The organism is Candidatus Pelagibacter communis, from assembly GCF_001179985.1.
Classification (GTDB): Bacteria; Pseudomonadota; Alphaproteobacteria; order Pelagibacterales; family Pelagibacteraceae; genus Pelagibacter; species Pelagibacter ubique_J.
In genome coordinates this window covers 108,132-124,159 of the sequence record NZ_CVSI01000058.1, presented here as the reverse complement: position 1 = coordinate 124,159, position 16,028 = coordinate 108,132, and the positions used below count along the sequence as shown (strand labels likewise).

The window sequence follows — 16,028 nt, the reverse complement described above, 5'->3', positions numbered from 1 at the left end:
AATGGTCGGGGCGGTAGGATTTGAACCTACGACCCTCTGGTCCCAAACCAGATGCGCTACCAGGCTGCGCTACGCCCCGAATTTGAATACTATTACAGTAGATAAGCTAATTTTTAAAGTATAAAGAGATCAAAAATAAAAGTATTTTAAATAGAATCTGATATATAAGAAATTATGATTATTGTTTGTCCCTGTGATCAAAAAAGTTTTAATATTGATGATAAATTAATACCTAAAGAAGGTCGCTTGGTAAAATGTGGAGTATGTAATCATACATGGTTTTTTAAACCAACAAAAATCATTGAAAACAAACGAGAAGTTGCGACATCGGATACAACAATTAACAAAGAGAAAAACATAGAATTTATTCAGGTTAAGCAGAATAAAGAAACCATAAAACCAAAAATAGATAAAACAAAAGGAAATAAGAAATATTTACCAGCAATAAAGATAGAAAAAAGTAAAAATTTTTCTAAGCTGTTTTTGGTTTCCTTAATAACGATAATAGCTATTGTTATCTTAATAGATACCTTCAAGGTTCCCTTGAGCTATATTATTCCAAATATCAGCTTTTATTTAGACAATTTATATCAAAGTTTGATAGATATAAAATTATTTACAATAAATTTAATTAATTAAAAATGTTAAGATACTTATCAAGTCCGTTTAAGTGGTTTTTCAAATTAGAGGCTGCAAGTGGTTTAGTTTTATTAATAAGTGCAATATTAGCTTTAATAGTAAGTAACTCAGATTTATCCAACGTTTATTTTGAAACCTTAAATAAATATTTATTTATTGGAATAAATGATTTTGGAATAAAATTATCTGTTCTGCATTGGATTAATGATGCCTTAATGGCGATATTCTTCTTTTTTGTTACACTAGAAATTAAAAGAGAGTTTATTGAAGGAGAGCTATCTAATTTTAAACAAGCAATGCTTCCAATAATGGGTGCAATTGGAGGTATGGTTGTACCCGCACTAGTTTATATTTTTATAAATTATGGTGATACGGAGACATTAAGAGGATGGGCAATACCATCAGCTACAGATATTGCTTTTTCTTTAGGAGTTTTGTCTTTATTAGGATCAAGAGTTCCTATATCACTAAAAGTTTTTTTGACAGCTTTAGCAATAATTGATGACTTAGGAGCAATCATTATAATTGCTTTTTTCTATACAGGTGATTTAAAAATTCATTATTTAGGATTAATTGTTGTAGCTTTCATATTATTATTAATTTTAAATAAATTTAACGTTAAAAACTTTATACTTTACCTTTTGATCGGTATTGTAATGTGGGATTTTACTCACCAATCAGGTATCCATGCAACAATAGCTGGTGTTTTATTAGCAACAACAATTCCTCATAGAAAAAAACCAAAAGAATTCTCATTATTAATCAAAATTGAGCACGCAATAAGCCCCTATGTTGCATTTGGTATAATGCCGTTGTTTGCTTTTGCCAATGCAGGTGTTTCTTTGGAAGGATTGTCTTTATCATCCTTCATGTCAAAAGTTCCATTAGGTATATTATTAGGATTATTTTTAGGAAAACAATTTGGTGTTTTTATTTTTTCATACCTTTCAATTAAATTTAAATTAGCACAAATGCCATCGAAAGCTAATTGGATTAATTTTTATGGTGTAGGAGTTTTAACTGGTATCGGATTTACTATGAGTTTATTCGTAGGTAATTTAGCATTTATAGATAACATGAGTTATATGGACGGTGTTAAAATCGGAGTTTTAGGTGGGTCATTATTATCAACATTATTTGGATATTTTCTTATATTATTATCTCCAAAGAAATGAAATTTTCAAATTTTACTAAATTATTAGCAATTGTATTCTTAATGATCTCTTTTTTTTCTACAAAAACCTTAGCAAATTATGAAAAGGTTTTTTTTGATTTTTCTGTTGAACTTGTTAATGGAAAATTAATTGATTTAAATGAATATAAAAATAAAAAAGCAATATTATTGGTAAACACTGCAAGTTATTGTGGTTTTACAAAACAATATAATGATATGCAAAATATTTGGGAGAAATATCAGAATAAAGGTCTATTAGTTTTAGCTGTTCCATCGAATTCATTTAATCAAGAAAAAAAAACAGAAAAAGAGGTAAAAGAATTTTGTGAGGTGAATTTTAACATCACTTTTCCAATTACATCTATTTATGATGTTAAAGGTGATAGTGCACATGATATATTTAAATGGGCAAAAGAAAATCATGGAAAATCAGCAATACCTAAGTGGAATTTTCATAAAATTTTAATTAATAATGAAGGAAAAATTGAGGATACATTTTCATCTTTTACAAACCCTACTTCAAATAAAATTATTTCTAAAATAGAAACTTTGCTAAATATTTAAAGTTAAACCATCATAAGCTGGTATAACATTTTTAGGTAACTTTTTTTTAATTTGGTTGTAGTCAATAGAGCTAGCTAAATTTGTTAAAATTGTTTTTTTTGGCTTTATGTTTTTAATTAATAAAAGAATATCTGTTAAACAATAATGTGATGGATGATAATTATATTGAAGACAATCAATTACTAAATATTTTAAATTATTAAGTGATTTTAAATCTTTTTTATGTATTTTACTTACATCACTAGCGTAAGCTAACTTATTGTTAATTACATAACATATACTGTCAATATTTCCATGTTCGACCTTTATAGATTTGAGGCTAATAATCTTTCCATTATCTTTATATGAATGTTTTTTTTTTAAAGAATTATTCTGTAATATAGGTGGATATTCTCTATTTTTTTTAAAACAATATCCAAATGAATTGAGTAAATACTTTTTCGTTAAATTATTGGTATATATATCAATCTTTTTTCTATTCTTTAAATAAAAAAAACGTAGTTCATTTATACCATGAGTTTGATCAGCATGATGATGAGTATAAAAAACTTTATCAATATTATTAATTTTATTCTTGATTAGTTGCTGTTTCAAATCAGGCGATGTATCAATCAAAACATTTTTATTTTTAGATTTTATTAATGCACAGCATCTAGTTCTATAATTTTTTTTATTTTTTGGATCACAATTACCAAAAAAACCATCAATTCTAGGAACTCCTAATGAACTACCACACCCCAAAATTATAAATTTTATGGACATTAATTTACTTCAAATAATTTTTTGAAATTTCGTGAAGTTATCAATTCCATTTCTTGTGGAGGAATATTCTTAATTTTTGCCATATGTTCCAAAGTATACTTTAGATAACTAGGTTCGTTAGTTTTCCCCCTTTTGGGTACTGGTGCAAGAAATGGGCTATCTGTTTCAATTAATATTTTATCTGAAGGGATAAAATTAAAAGTATTATTTAGATCTGTACTCTTTTTAAAGGTAATAATACCACTTGCAGAAAAGTATGAATTCAAATCAAGCATTTTTTTTGCAAGTTTTAGACTTCCAGTATAACAGTGCATCAAAATTTTTATATTTTGATTTTTATATTTGTTTAATAATTCAAATGTTTCATCTTCTGCATTTCTAGAATGTATAATAATTGGTTTATTCAATTCAATGGATGCAAGAATATGTTCTTCAAAACTATTGATTTGTGAAACTTTGTCACTATTGTTGTAATAAAAATCTAAACCTGTTTCCCCTACCCCAATAATTTTATTATTCTTAGAAACATTTTTAATTATTTGGTCCTTACTTATACTGTTAGTATTAGCTTCATGGGGATGTATACCAAATGTGCCATATATTATTTGATCTTTTTTTACCAAATTTTCTACTTTAGAAAAGTTTTTGTTAGTTGTGCAAATAGTTAAAATTTTTTCTATACCAACATTTTTAGCCCTTTGCATAACTTCTTCAAAATTATTAATCAGTGGTTCACGGTCTAAATGGCAATGAGAGTCAATCATTTATTATCTTTTTAATAAGTATATTAATTTTATTTATTTTCATACCTTGTTTTAAAAACTCATTATTTAGCAATGAATTAAAGATGATATCTTTTTCTTTAATATTAAAAATATTTAAAGCTTTTAAAGAAGTTTCAGGTATTATTGGATACATTAAAATAGAAATTTTTCTAATTAATTCTAAGCTAACATAGATAATAGTATTTAATCTATTAGTATCGTTTTTTTTATTCCAAGGTTCTTGGTCATTAAAATATTTATTAGCTCCAAACAAAGTCTCCATTAAAAAATTCATATAAAAATTTATATCTTGTTTATTTACCGCATTTTCAATTTTACTGTAATTTTCTTTAAATCTATTTAATGTATTTAAATCTTCATTATTAAATTTTATATTTTTTGGGATTTTTAAATTTAAATTTTTTTCATTAAAAGATATTACTCTCTGACATAAGTTACCGTAATTGTTAGCAAGATCACTATTAATACAATTTTCTAATTTTTCTTTTGATATATTGCCATCGTTGCCAAAAGAAACTTCTTTTAATAAATAAAATCTTAAAGGATCAAGACCATATTTATCAATAATTTCTAAGGGGTCTAATATATTTCCTTTCGATTTAGACATTTTTTCCTCATTAGATAAAATCCAACCATGACCGTATATAGTTTTAGGTAAAGGTAAATTTGCTGCTAACAAAAAAGCTGGCCAGTAAACAGCGTGAAACCTTAATATGTCTTTACCAATTATGTGGACAGATGCAGGCCAGAAATTCTTATATTTATCATTATCAATATTAGGATAATCAAGTGCGCTCAAATAATTTGTTAGTGCATCTAACCATACGTAAATAATATGGTTTTTGTGGGAGGGAACATTTATCCCCCAAGATATAGATTTTCTACTTACAGATAAATCTTTAAGTCCTCCTTTAACAAAACTGATAACTTCATTTCTTCTACTTTCCGGTCTTATAAATTCAGGATTTTTATCATAATAATCCAGTAATTTTTTTTCCCAATTTGATAATTTGAAGAAAAAAGACTCTTCTTCAACCCATTCAACTTTTGAACCTGATAATTTGTTTACTTTAACATTATCTTTGTCTTCAATTTCATTTTCAGAATAAAAGGCTTCATCAGATACAGAATACCAACCTGAATATTTAGATAAATATATCTCATTTTTTTTTTCTAAAATATTCCATAAATTTTCAACTGCCATTTTATGACGTTTTTCAGTTGTTCTAATAAAATCATCATTTGAAAGATTTAAAATAGCAGACAAATCTTTAAAATTTGAGCTTATTTCATTACAAAAATCTAAGGGATCTTTTTTTGCTTCTAATGCTGCTCTTTGGATTTTTTGGCCATGCTCATCTGTACCAGTTAAAAAAAAAACATTATGTTCGCTGATTCTTTTAAATCTTGCAAAAAAATCAGCAACTATACTTGAGTATGCATGCCCCATATGGGGTTTGGCTGAAGGATAATATATTGGTGTTGTTATATAAAAATTATTTTTCATTATAAGCTAAATGTTTAAATTCAATCACATAAGACTCAAAATCTAGGTTATATTTAATTACATCATTAAATCTTTGAGCTAAATGTTTTGTTAGTAAATAATATTTTTCTTTTTTTGGGTCACTCTTGATACGATTGTGTAAAAATAATTGAGATAATAAAAAAAAATTATTTAATAAAAACTCATTATTTTTAAAATTTTTTTTTAAAAATATATCAGTTAAAAGACTATCTAAATTAATCCTATCTAAAGGTAAATCATTTTTTTTACAATACAAAAATAAATCTTTATAAAAAATCGGAGAAAGATATTTATTTTTAAAATCCGAGTTTAATTTTTCGTACTGGTTATTTAATATTTGATTAATTCTATCTTTTAATTCATCTTCATTAAGATAAAATTTAAATTGTATACATCTGGATTTAATTGTTGGTATTAAACGTTTTTTCGAATCATGAACTAAGAAAAAATGAACATTATCGTAGTTCTCTTCTAATGATTTGAGTAATGAATTTGAGGAAGATAAATTCAAATATTCGCTCTCATTAATTAGAATTATTTTTGGTTTGTCATTTAGTGAACTGATATTTAAAAAATTCTTTAAATTTTTAATTTGTGAAATATCAATATTTTTTTTGTCTTTTGGAGAAATAAAATAAAAATTAGGATGAACATTTTGTGAAATAAGTTTATTTGTTTTATTATTTAGATTAACCTTATATTTTTTTGTGTCATATTTGTAATCTTCATCTTTAGACAATATGTAATTTATTAAATGATAAGAAAAATTAAATTTACCAATACCCTTTTCACCTGTGAATAATAGTGTTTGAGGTAGTTTTCTTTTATCATAAAGATTGATAAAGAAATTAAAATTTTTTCTAAAACTTGTAAGTTCTTCATTAAATAAATCTTTAATCATGAATATTTAATATTTTATTTATCTTATTTTTTATTATTTCGACATTATATTTCTTAGTTTTTGATGAATCTATTATTAATTTATTTGTTTTTTTTTTTAAAATTTTTATAAAACCATCCTGTACGTTTTTGTAAAATTTTTTATTAAATTTATCATATTTATTTTTTTCTCCGGAAATATTTTGCTTTATATATTTAATAGGTACATAATGAAAAAAGGTAAAATTTGGTTTTAAATTACCTAAAACAAAATTATTTAGAGTATTTATTATATTTTTATTAATACTAAATCCATAGTGTTGGTAAGCCATTGTTGAATCAATAAACCTATCAATGAGTATTACCTTTTTATTGATATTTGGCTTAATCAAGTTTTCATAATTTTCATTTCTAGCAGCTAAATAAAGTAAAAGGTCTGTTTTTTTTTTAAATGTGGATTTGTTAGTTAAAATAATATTTCTAATTATTTCTGAATTTATTGTACCACCTGGTTCTCTAAATTTAACAAATCTAACTTTTTTTTTGTTTAAGTATTTAGAAACTTCATTTAAATGAAAAGTTTTACCTGATCCATCTATACCTTCAAAAACTATAATTTTCTTATACATCACCCCAGATAAGATAATTTATAGATTTAATAATTCTAGAAATAACATTGAGTTTTTTTATATCTTCAAATGCATAAACTTTAAATTCATTGATAATTTCATCTTTATATAAAATTTTTAAAATTCCTAACTCTTGATCCTTTTCTATTGGTGCAAGTATGGGTCCATTGTATTCAATATATGCCTTTAGGTGTTTTTTTCTAGCTTTTGGAATTGTTTTATATATATCGTTTTTTACGTAAACTTGAACTTTATCTTTTTTACCTAACCATACATCTAAATTGGAAATTTCTTCATCAGTTTTAGCTATTTGAATTGTATCAAAGTTAGTTAAACCCCATGTTAAAAGTTTTTTTGATTGCCTAGATCTTGAATTTTTTGTTTCAAAGCCACTTCCTACTGCTATTAATCTTCTCTCTCCTTTTTTAATTGAACTAGCTAATGAATATTTTTCTACAGCAAGATAGCCGGTTTTAATACCATCAGCACCATAATTTTTATATAATAAAGGATTTCTATTTCCTTGCGTAATTGGATCTCCCCCAGTTCTATCCCATGTAAAAGTTTTTTCTTTAAAATAAGAATAATAGACAGGATAGTTTTTAATTAAATAATTTGACATTAATAAAATATCTTCAACAGTAGAATAATTATCGGGATCATTTATTCCAGAGGAATTTGTAAAATTAGTATTTATCATTCCAATTTCTGCAGCTTTAGAATTCATCATAATTGCAAATTCTTCCTCGGTGCCAGCAACACCTTCCGCTAAAGCAACACAAGCATCATTACCAGATGCAATTATTATTCCTTTTAATAAATCTTCTATTGATACTTCATCTCCAACCATAATGAACATTGATGAATATCCTGATTGTGAAAGTCTCCAAGCGTTTTCTGAAACCATTACTTTGTCATCAAGATTTAGATCTCCACTTTTTAATAAATCAAATACAACTATTGATGTCATTATCTTTGTCATTGATGCAGGATAAATGGATCTTTGAATATCTTTTTCATAAAGAATTTCTCCTGATAAATAATCTTGTAAAATTGCAGTTCTAGCTTTTATATCAAAAGCAGAAACAGGAAAAGCCGCTAAACTAAAGTAAGAAAAGAAACAATAAAATAAAAATTTTTTAAATTCGTCCATTTTGCATAATTTCGATATTTTCAAAGCCTAAAGTTCTTATACTATAAAATGCCTTTTGTAGAGAATTAATATTATTATAAGGACCCAATATAATTCTATGTGTATTCTTTGAGACAGACAAAATATTCACAATTTGTATGTCTGTTTCTGTAATTATTCTTTCTTTTAGATCTTTAGCATTTTCAAAAAAGTAAAATTCAGCTACTTTAATTGCATATGAAAACTTGTTAACTTCTACATTTTTTACTTTTTTCTTTTTAGATGAGCTTAAGTCGTTGATGCTTATTGTATCTACAGGGGCTTTATTAGCTACATTTTTTTCTTCTTCAAAAGTTTTAGATTTCTTTGCTAAAAAAATTGAATTATTTATTATTTCTTTTATCTCAATATAAGGTTGGTTATGATTTATATTTAACTCATCTGAAATTCGTTTAGACACAATTGAATTATAAAAATCTAAATTTTTTATTTTTCTTGAAACATTTCCAACTAGAGATTTATTGTTTAAGAGGTTGGTAATTTTAACTTTTGTTCCTCTAGATAAATAGCTATGATGAATATCTAAACTTCTTATATCAATTTTTTTTTTTGTAATTTTATCTTTTATAAGTTCGTCTGAGTAGATTAGTGTAAATCCTTTGTTAATATAAATATTATTATCATAATTAACTTTTTTGTTAACAGTTTCTAATTTACATCCTGAAATTATAAAAAATATTAAAATTATAAAAATTTTATAATTCATTTTCAAATTTGTTTTTTAGTGTACAAACCGCGATAGCAAATCTTAGTGATCTATTCCATTTCAAAACTCTATCATAATTTGGAAATACCAAATAAGCAGGTTTTAACTTATTATTATCTTTAACAATATCACTATCAGGTGTTATTACAGCTACTTTTACGTTATCTCCTACGTTTAAATTTTCAAATTCTTTAATATATTTTTTAAAATATTTGAATTTTCTTTTATGTTTTATTTTTTTTGCTGAGGTATTTAATAATTTTTTAGGGATATTTTCATTTAACTCAATATTAAAAAAACATGGCTCATTTTTTTTCCAACCAATTTTATTTAAATAATTTGCAGCAGAGGCAAAAGAATCTTCGGCTTCTTTTAATTCAATAATTGAGTTATTATTATAGTCTATGGCATAATTAGAGATTGTAGTTGGCATAAACTGAAAATTACCAAAGGCACCTGCCCATGAACCAAATAAAATGTCTTTATCAACTTTGTTTTGGTCAATCAGCTTTAGTATTGTAATTAATTCATTTGAAAAAAATTCACTTCTCCGTTTATCGTAACTTAAAGTTGCTAATGATGAAATTATATCCATTTTTCCTAAATACGTACCATAGTTTGTCTCAATACCCATTAAGGCAAGCAAAAGTTCTTTTTCTACTTTGAATTCTTTGTCAACAATATTAATTAAATTTTTATTTTTTTTATAAATTCTTTTACCTTTTTTGACTTTATCTTTAGATGTTCTTTTTGAAACATAGGTCTTCGTATCTTCATAAAATTCCGGTTGATATCTGTCATACTCAATTACTTTAGGAAGAAAAATTGCATTATTCATGACTGCATCAACAGTTTTTTCTGAAATACCTTCATTAATAGCTTTTTTTTTAAATTCTATAATCCAAGAGCTAAATTTTTCATCAGAATTAACCTTGGTAAAAGTTATTAACATTAAAAGTAATGACGAGATTATAATACTAATTTTTCTCATATAAATTATTTAAATAAATCAATACGGCAATCCATATTATTATAAAACTAATAAACTTTTCAAAAGAAAATATCTCTCCATAATAAAAGTATCCTAACAAAAATTGAAAGGTTGGTGTTATATAAAATATCATACCTGTGGGTCCAAGACCAGATAACTCAACACCTTTCACATACAAAAATAGAGGTATAACAGTTATAGGTCCAGCTAAAACTAATAAAAACATCATTGAAATATTGTCTGTAGAAAAATAATTAACCTCAATATTAAATAAATAAATTAGGGCTAAAAGTGCAAAAGGAAATATAAAAAAACTTTCTACCAATAAACCAATATCAGTATCTACTTTTATTAATTTTCTACAAACATTATATAGTGACCAAGATATAGCAACTGTTAAACCTATCCAGGGTATGGTCTTAAATTCATATAGCATATAAAATATTGAGCATAAAACTAATATGATTGATAAGATTATTTTAAAATTTAGTTTTTCCTTAAAAAATAAATAACCAAAAAAAACACTCATAATAGGCATTATGAAATAGCCAAAACTAGCATTTATAATTTGATTAGTTGAAACTGCATATATCCAAACAGACCAATTTGTAAGAATTAAGATTGAGGATAAAAATAATACAAATATTTTTTTTGATGATTTTAGAATAAGAAAAAACTTTTGGTATTTAAATAAAAAAAAGGTTGTAATTAATAAAAATATTGTTGTCCATAAACATCTATGTATAACTAATTCGAGCGGACCTACAAAAGATAAAGATCTAAAATAAATTACTCCGATTACACCCCACCAAAAAGATCCTAAACTACTTAGAATAATACCTTGATTAAATTTTTTCATATAATTATGACTTATTAGGGACAATTACACTTAAAATATCTTAAGATATAGTAAAAAACATATTATGTTGTAGAAATTTTTTTTTTAAATATAAATGTCTGGAGTGGAGAGATGGCTGAGCGGTTGAAAGCACCGGTCTTGAAAACCGGCAAAGGGGCAACTCTTTCCTGGGTTCGAATCCCAGTCTCTCCGCCACTAAAACTTTTTAAACCTATCAATTATACCTAGCAAATTTTTGTCTTTAATATTATCCAATGATTCTTTTTTTTTAAAAGAAATTAATGTTTCATCATCCATATTAACAAACGTGTCCAATATTTTTAGTGTGTCTTCATTCAACTCGTCTATAAAAGATTTAACAAAAGCGGTCATTAATATGTCCATTTCTTTTGTGCCTCTATAAGAAGCTCTATAAATAATTTTATTTTTAAGATCTTCTTTATTTTGTGACATGGATATATAAGTAATTATGTCTAATTATGAATACTTGTTATCAGATATCAATAAAATTAATGGTATTGGTGCCAAAACAGCCAAATTATTTAGAAAAAAAAATATAAATACAATTTTTGACTTATTGTGGAATTTGCCAAGAGATATAATTGATAGGAGTGATTTAAGAAAAATAAATCAACTTCAAATTGGCAAAATACAAACTATATCAGTAAATGTAAGGAAATATAATTTTCCCAGAGTTAGGAATTTACCTAACAGGGTATTGTGTGAAGACGAAACAGGAAAATTAGACTGTATTTTTTTTAATAGTTACGAAGGATACATCAGGAAAATACTACCTTTAAACTCACGGGTAATAATAAGTGGTAAAATTAATTTTTATAAAAACAGATATCAAATTACAAATCCAACATACTTAGGTAATAACATAAATAGTATCAAGAAGGTTGATACAAAATATAGCTTAACAGAGGGATTAAATGAAAAAAAATATAACAAAATTGTTAGTGAGGTTTTAAATAAAATTCCAGATTTAAATGAATGGTTAAATAAAAATATTAGTAGTAAATTTGAAAATATAAAATGGAAAAATGCAATTATTCAACTACATGATCCAAAGAATTTAAATAAGAAGGGTTCTTTTTACAAAAGATTAGTTTTTGATGAAATTTTATCAAGTTTTTTAATTAATTCTAAAATAAGAAAATCAGTAAAAAAACTAAAGAAAACTAAAAAAAAATTTAGTTCAAATTACATTAAACATATAACAAATAAAATAGATTTTGAACTCACTAAGGACCAATTAAAAGCAATAAATGAAATTAATGATGATTTAAGATCTGAGCAAAAAATGTTTAGACTTTTACAAGGCGATGTAGGAAGTGGAAAAACAATAGTCGCTCTAACCACAATTTTAAATGTTATAAGTAGTAAATTTCAGGTTGCTTTTATGGCCCCAACTGAAATATTGGCGCATCAACATTATAACTTAGCTAAAAGCTTACTACCTGATAATGTAAAAATTGATATATTAACAAGTAAAACAGATAATAAAATTAGAAAAAAAATTATTAATGATCTTGAAAATCATCAAATTGATTTATTAATAGGAACGCATTCTTTATTCCAAAATAAAATTAATTACAGAAAATTGGGATTAATCATTATTGATGAACAGCACAAATTCGGAGTAAAACAAAGAAAGAAGTTATCTGATAAGGGTGGTAAAAATTGCGATATATTAGTTATGTCAGCAACGCCAATACCAAGAACTATGATTATGACTATTTTTGGTGATATGGATGTTTCAATTATAAAAAGCAAACCTAAAAATCGTAAGGAAATAATTACATTAAGTAAATTAGATAAAAAAATTGACGAAATATTAGCTTTTTTAAAAAAACAAATAAAAAATGGTAATCAAATTTTTTGGGTGTGTCCATTGATCGAGGAGTCAAAAAAAGTGGACCATCAATCATCTGTTAGTAGATACGAATATTTAAAAAAAAACTTTTCAAATAAAGTTGGTATACTTCATGGAAATTTAGACAAAAGTAAAAAAGAAAAAATTTTAAATGATTTTCTAAACAAAAAAATTGATATTTTAGTATCTACAACTGTTATTGAAGTGGGCATAGATTTTCCGAATGCCAATGTAATAGTAATAGAAAATGCAAACAAATTTGGATTATCACAATTACATCAATTAAGAGGTAGAGTTGGTCGTGGTAATAAAGAGGCCTATTGTATATTAATGTTTAAATCTAACTTGAGCGAGAATGCAAAAAAAAGAATTAAAATATTAAAAAGCAGTAATGATGGTTTCAAGATATCAGAAGAAGATATGAAGCTAAGAGGGTATGGAGACTTGCTAGGTTTTAAACAAAGTGGACTACAAAGTTTTAGAATTGCTGATCCAATACTAAATAAAGACCTATTTTTTCTTGCTGAGCAAGAAGTTAAAAGAATTGAAGTTACAAATGAAAATATTGATAACTATATGCCCTTATTAAAAATGTATGATAGGGCTGATATTTTAAATGATTTAGTTTAATTTGATGGATCTGATGTTCCAGCAGAAACTATAAATTTTGAAGCTTCTTCGAATGACATATCCAAATAAATCACTTCATCTTTAGGATACATTAGTAAAAATCCACTTGTAGGATTAGGAGTGGTTGGTACAAATACATTGATCATTTGCTTGTTGACTTTTTTACTAATCTCTCCTTCGTTTTCTTTTGTGGCAAATCCTACAGCCCACGATCCTTTTTTTGGATACTCAACTAAAACAACACTTTTTTTATCTTTTCCTGTTGAAGTAAAACTTTGTGTCATTTGACCTATTGCAGAATATATAGTTCTTAGAATAGGTATCTTTTTAAATATGTCATTAATTAATGAAACTATTCTTTTTCCAAAAAAGGATAAAGAAATTCCACCAACAATAATTATTATAATAACAGATAATAAAATTTCTAAGCCTGGTATCGAAAAAGGTAAATAATTATTTGGATTTATTTCATTTGGAAGAAGTTTGGATGAAATTTTGATTAAAAAAATTGTTAAATATAAAGTAAATCCAATTGGGACAAGAACCACAATGCCGGCTAAAAAATAATTTCTTAATCTAGCTAAAATAGAAATTTTTTTTTTATCAGACATATTAGTTGTAAGACGAATAAATAACGAATATTAGTGCGATAATAAACAAAAATAACAATATTTTATTGTTTAAATTCATATATATTTTATAAATTATCATTAATACAAGAAAATAATTATTATGGATAGAAGAAAATTTCTAAATTTAGTTGGTTGTGGATGTTGCGGTTATTTTCTTACATCATGTGGAACAGTACCAATAACAGATAGAAAACAATTAAAGCTAATACCTGAAGCAAAACTAAATGCGCAAGCTGCTCAATTATATGAGAAAGTTAAAGAAAAGGAGAAATTAAGTGATGATATAAAATCACTAAATCTTATTAAGGAAATTGGTAAAAAAATGGAAGACTCAATTAGTCAGTATTTTGATAATAAAGATATTCCAGACCCAACATCTAATTTTCAATGGGAATATATATTGATAGATAATAAAAAAATGAAAAATGCATGGTGTATGCCAGGGGGAAAAATTGCTGTTTATACAGGTATGCTAGAAATTACAAAAAATGAAGATGGTTTAGCAGCTGTCATGGGTCATGAGGTTGCTCATGCTGTTGCAAAACATTCAGTTGAAAGAGCAAGTAGAAGTGTTGTTCTGCAAACTAGTACCCAATTATTAGATATATTTTCTGGTGGAAAAATTTCACAAGTCAACCGAACAACTGGTATGGATACAGTTGGGTTATTATCTAAGATTGGAATCATGAATCCATTTAATCGTAAGCAAGAGTCCGAGGCTGATTATTTAGGTTTAATTTTTTCATCCTTATCTGGATACGATATTAGAGAAACAACAAAAATATGGGAGAGAATGAAAGAGGCAAATAAAGGTAAGGAACCGCCAGTATTCCTCAATACACACCCTTCATCAACGAAAAGAATTGAAAACATTAATGGTTGGATTGACGAAATTAGATATGAGTATCCACCAATTTAAATATTATTTAAACTGGTGAGCCGTGTTGGACTCGAACCAACGACCCATTCCTTAAAAGGGAATTGCTCTACCAACTGAGCTAACGGCCCACAAAGAATTGACTTTTATAGTGATTATTTTTTAATTATCAATGCGAAATTTTATAACTTATTAGCATATTTTGTATAAAATTTGGTAAAAGTGCCTCTTTTAATATTCTTTCTAATCTCAAACATTAATTCTTGATAAAAATTAATATTATTTAATGTAAGAATCATAGAGCCTAACATTTCGTTAGTATTGAATAAGTGATTGATGTAATTTTTAGAGTATTTGTTTAAATCAAATATTTTTACCGATTCATCGAGTGGTTTGTTGTCTTTTTTGTATTTTGCGTTTCTAATATTTACTCTTCCGTTCCAAGTAAATGCTAGGCCAGTTCTACCAGCCCTAGTTGGTAATACACAATCAAACATATCAACGCCGCGCATTACAGATCCAAGTATATCTGAAGGTGTCCCAACACCCATTAAATATCTAGGTTTATTGATAGGCATGTAGTTCTTAAGATAATCCAAAACCTTAAACATCTCTTTTTGAGAGTCCCCTACGGCCAATCCCCCTATAGCATATCCATCAAATCCAATTTTAATTAATTCTTTTAGAGACTTTAATCTAAGATCATTAAATAAACCTCCTTGAACAATACCAAAAAGAGCTTTATGTTTGTTTCTTCCAAATTCTTTTTTTGATCGTTTCGCCCACTCAGTTGATAAAATTACAGCATTCAAAATCGTATCATAGCTTAATGTTTTTCTTGGACATTCATCTAGTACCATAACAATATCTGAGTTTAGTTTTTTTTGAATTTTAATACTTTGTTCTGGGCTTAATATGAATTTTTTTCCATCAATATGAGAATTAAATATTGCACCTTTAGATCTATCAATTTTGTTTAACTTAGATAATGACATAATTTGATAACCGCCAGAATCAGTTAAGATTGGTACTTTACAGTTCATAAAATTATGTAAACCACCAGCTTTTTTTACTCTATCTGCACCAGGTCTAATCATTAAATGGTAAGTATTGGATAAAACAATTTGACTTCCAGCCTTAATAACGTCTTTAATAAATGTACCTTTAACAGTTGCCTGGGTTCCAACTGGCATAAATACTGGAGTATCTATTGTACCACGGCTAGTAATTATTTTTCCAAGTCTTGCAAATTTATCTTTTTTAAGAACATTAAAATTAAATTTTTTTAATGTCATTAACTAA

At 25.8% G+C, this 16,028-nt stretch carries 17 protein-coding genes and 3 tRNA genes; 6 read left to right on the top strand and 14 right to left on the bottom strand.

Annotation, left to right across the window (positions count from 1 at the left end):
- Positions 1 to 2: 2 nt before the first annotated feature.
- Positions 3 to 79 (bottom strand) — tRNA-Pro (locus AMN80_RS02930).
- A gap of 95 nt (positions 80 to 174) precedes the next feature.
- On the opposite strand from AMN80_RS02930, the gene AMN80_RS02925 reads away from it, so the two are divergent.
- The 3 genes from AMN80_RS02925 to AMN80_RS02915 are packed head-to-tail and all read left to right on the top strand — an operon-like array spanning position 175 to position 2,377.
- Positions 175 to 639 carry a zinc-ribbon domain-containing protein gene (locus AMN80_RS02925; RefSeq protein WP_075520494.1) on the top strand — a complete coding sequence of 155 codons (465 nt, stop codon included), beginning with the start codon at positions 175 to 177 and terminating at the stop codon, positions 637 to 639.
- 2 nt (positions 640 to 641) lie between these two features.
- Entirely contained in the window at positions 642 to 1,814 is a 1,173-nt protein-coding gene (nhaA, locus tag AMN80_RS02920) for a Na+/H+ antiporter NhaA (protein ID WP_075520493.1), read from the top strand.
- The gene (locus AMN80_RS02915; RefSeq protein WP_075520492.1) at positions 1,811 to 2,377 is read left to right on the top strand and encodes a glutathione peroxidase; all 567 of its coding nucleotides are present in this window, start codon (positions 1,811 to 1,813) and stop codon (positions 2,375 to 2,377) included. Before nhaA ends, AMN80_RS02915 begins: the two co-directional genes overlap by 4 nt.
- On the opposite strand, the gene AMN80_RS02910 is transcribed toward AMN80_RS02915, so the two are convergent.
- The 9 genes from AMN80_RS02910 to rarD are packed head-to-tail and all read right to left on the bottom strand — an operon-like array spanning position 2,366 to position 10,708.
- Positions 2,366 to 3,139, bottom strand: coding sequence for an MBL fold metallo-hydrolase (locus AMN80_RS02910; protein WP_075520491.1), 774 nt, complete (start codon positions 3,137 to 3,139; stop codon positions 2,366 to 2,368). The two genes, AMN80_RS02915 and AMN80_RS02910, sit on opposite strands and share 12 nt — an antisense overlap.
- Positions 3,139 to 3,903, bottom strand: a complete 765-nt coding sequence (locus AMN80_RS02905; protein ID WP_075520490.1) for a TatD family hydrolase — start codon at positions 3,901 to 3,903, stop codon at positions 3,139 to 3,141. Before AMN80_RS02905 ends, AMN80_RS02910 begins: the two co-directional genes overlap by 1 nt.
- Positions 3,896 to 5,431: a methionine--tRNA ligase gene (gene metG / locus AMN80_RS02900; RefSeq protein ID WP_075520489.1), complete on the bottom strand. Its 1,536-nt coding sequence runs from the start codon at positions 5,429 to 5,431 to the stop codon at positions 3,896 to 3,898. The genes AMN80_RS02905 and metG overlap by 8 nt, the downstream gene beginning before the upstream one ends.
- Positions 5,421 to 6,353 (bottom strand): hypothetical protein, encoded by a 933-nt coding sequence (locus AMN80_RS02895; protein WP_075520488.1) that lies wholly within the window; start codon positions 6,351 to 6,353, stop codon positions 5,421 to 5,423. Before AMN80_RS02895 ends, metG begins: the two co-directional genes overlap by 11 nt.
- The gene (gene tmk / locus AMN80_RS02890; protein ID WP_075520487.1) at positions 6,346 to 6,960 is read right to left on the bottom strand and encodes a dTMP kinase; all 615 of its coding nucleotides are present in this window, start codon (positions 6,958 to 6,960) and stop codon (positions 6,346 to 6,348) included. The genes AMN80_RS02895 and tmk overlap by 8 nt, the downstream gene beginning before the upstream one ends.
- Positions 6,953 to 8,113 (bottom strand): D-alanyl-D-alanine carboxypeptidase family protein, encoded by a 1,161-nt coding sequence (locus tag AMN80_RS02885; RefSeq protein WP_075520486.1) that lies wholly within the window; start codon positions 8,111 to 8,113, stop codon positions 6,953 to 6,955. Before AMN80_RS02885 ends, tmk begins: the two co-directional genes overlap by 8 nt.
- Complete coding sequence (locus AMN80_RS02880) at positions 8,100 to 8,858, bottom strand: hypothetical protein (RefSeq protein WP_075520485.1); 759 nt, start codon at positions 8,856 to 8,858, stop codon at positions 8,100 to 8,102. The genes AMN80_RS02885 and AMN80_RS02880 overlap by 14 nt, the downstream gene beginning before the upstream one ends.
- On the bottom strand, positions 8,848 to 9,849 hold the full coding sequence (locus tag AMN80_RS02875; RefSeq protein WP_075520484.1) for a lytic murein transglycosylase: 1,002 nt from the start codon (positions 9,847 to 9,849) through the stop codon (positions 8,848 to 8,850). Before AMN80_RS02875 ends, AMN80_RS02880 begins: the two co-directional genes overlap by 11 nt.
- Entirely contained in the window at positions 9,836 to 10,708 is an 873-nt protein-coding gene (gene rarD / locus AMN80_RS02870) for an EamA family transporter RarD (RefSeq protein WP_075520483.1), read from the bottom strand. Before rarD ends, AMN80_RS02875 begins: the two co-directional genes overlap by 14 nt.
- A gap of 105 nt (positions 10,709 to 10,813) precedes the next feature.
- Here rarD and AMN80_RS02865 point away from each other — a divergent pair.
- A tRNA-Ser gene (locus AMN80_RS02865) sits at positions 10,814 to 10,903 on the top strand.
- On the opposite strand, the gene AMN80_RS02860 is transcribed toward AMN80_RS02865, so the two are convergent.
- Complete coding sequence (locus tag AMN80_RS02860) at positions 10,904 to 11,161, bottom strand: succinate dehydrogenase assembly factor 2 (RefSeq protein WP_075520482.1); 258 nt, start codon at positions 11,159 to 11,161, stop codon at positions 10,904 to 10,906.
- Positions 11,162 to 11,177: 16 nt separating this feature from the next.
- On the opposite strand from AMN80_RS02860, the gene recG reads away from it, so the two are divergent.
- A complete protein-coding gene (gene recG / locus AMN80_RS02855; RefSeq protein ID WP_075520481.1) occupies positions 11,178 to 13,217 on the top strand; it encodes an ATP-dependent DNA helicase RecG in 2,040 nt (679 codons plus the stop codon).
- Here recG and AMN80_RS02850 read toward each other — a convergent pair.
- Positions 13,214 to 13,828, bottom strand: coding sequence for a DUF502 domain-containing protein (locus AMN80_RS02850; RefSeq protein WP_075520480.1), 615 nt, complete (start codon positions 13,826 to 13,828; stop codon positions 13,214 to 13,216). The genes recG and AMN80_RS02850 overlap by 4 nt on opposite strands.
- 121 nt (positions 13,829 to 13,949) lie before the next feature.
- Here AMN80_RS02850 and AMN80_RS02845 point away from each other — a divergent pair, with 121 nt between their 5' ends.
- On the top strand, positions 13,950 to 14,768 hold the full coding sequence (locus AMN80_RS02845) for a M48 family metallopeptidase (protein WP_075520479.1): 819 nt from the start codon (positions 13,950 to 13,952) through the stop codon (positions 14,766 to 14,768).
- A gap of 13 nt (positions 14,769 to 14,781) precedes the next feature.
- Here AMN80_RS02845 and AMN80_RS02840 read toward each other — a convergent pair.
- A tRNA-Lys gene (locus AMN80_RS02840) sits at positions 14,782 to 14,857 on the bottom strand.
- 51 nt (positions 14,858 to 14,908) lie between these two features.
- Complete coding sequence (gene tgt / locus AMN80_RS02835) at positions 14,909 to 16,021, bottom strand: tRNA guanosine(34) transglycosylase Tgt (protein ID WP_075520478.1); 1,113 nt, start codon at positions 16,019 to 16,021, stop codon at positions 14,909 to 14,911.
- Positions 16,022 to 16,028 lie beyond the last annotated feature (7 nt).

Coding starts and splice junctions, on each gene's coding strand:
- AMN80_RS02925 (WP_075520494.1), top strand. CDS start 175: ATGATTATTGTTTGTCCCTGTGATCAAAAAAGTTTTAATATTGATGAT.
- nhaA (WP_075520493.1), top strand. CDS start 642: ATGTTAAGATACTTATCAAGTCCGTTTAAGTGGTTTTTCAAATTAGAG.
- AMN80_RS02915 (WP_075520492.1), top strand. CDS start 1,811: ATGAAATTTTCAAATTTTACTAAATTATTAGCAATTGTATTCTTAATG.
- AMN80_RS02910 (WP_075520491.1), bottom strand. CDS start 3,139: ATGTCCATAAAATTTATAATTTTGGGGTGTGGTAGTTCATTAGGAGTT.
- AMN80_RS02905 (WP_075520490.1), bottom strand. CDS start 3,903: ATGATTGACTCTCATTGCCATTTAGACCGTGAACCACTGATTAATAAT.
- metG (WP_075520489.1), bottom strand. CDS start 5,431: ATGAAAAATAATTTTTATATAACAACACCAATATATTATCCTTCAGCC.
- AMN80_RS02895 (WP_075520488.1), bottom strand. CDS start 6,353: ATGATTAAAGATTTATTTAATGAAGAACTTACAAGTTTTAGAAAAAAT.
- tmk (WP_075520487.1), bottom strand. CDS start 6,960: ATGTATAAGAAAATTATAGTTTTTGAAGGTATAGATGGATCAGGTAAA.
- AMN80_RS02885 (WP_075520486.1), bottom strand. CDS start 8,113: ATGGACGAATTTAAAAAATTTTTATTTTATTGTTTCTTTTCTTACTTT.
- AMN80_RS02880 (WP_075520485.1), bottom strand. CDS start 8,858: ATGAATTATAAAATTTTTATAATTTTAATATTTTTTATAATTTCAGGA.
- AMN80_RS02875 (WP_075520484.1), bottom strand. CDS start 9,849: ATGAGAAAAATTAGTATTATAATCTCGTCATTACTTTTAATGTTAATA.
- rarD (WP_075520483.1), bottom strand. CDS start 10,708: ATGAAAAAATTTAATCAAGGTATTATTCTAAGTAGTTTAGGATCTTTT.
- AMN80_RS02860 (WP_075520482.1), bottom strand. CDS start 11,161: ATGTCACAAAATAAAGAAGATCTTAAAAATAAAATTATTTATAGAGCT.
- recG (WP_075520481.1), top strand. CDS start 11,178: ATGTCTAATTATGAATACTTGTTATCAGATATCAATAAAATTAATGGT.
- AMN80_RS02850 (WP_075520480.1), bottom strand. CDS start 13,828: ATGTCTGATAAAAAAAAAATTTCTATTTTAGCTAGATTAAGAAATTAT.
- AMN80_RS02845 (WP_075520479.1), top strand. CDS start 13,950: ATGGATAGAAGAAAATTTCTAAATTTAGTTGGTTGTGGATGTTGCGGT.
- tgt (WP_075520478.1), bottom strand. CDS start 16,021: ATGACATTAAAAAAATTTAATTTTAATGTTCTTAAAAAAGATAAATTT.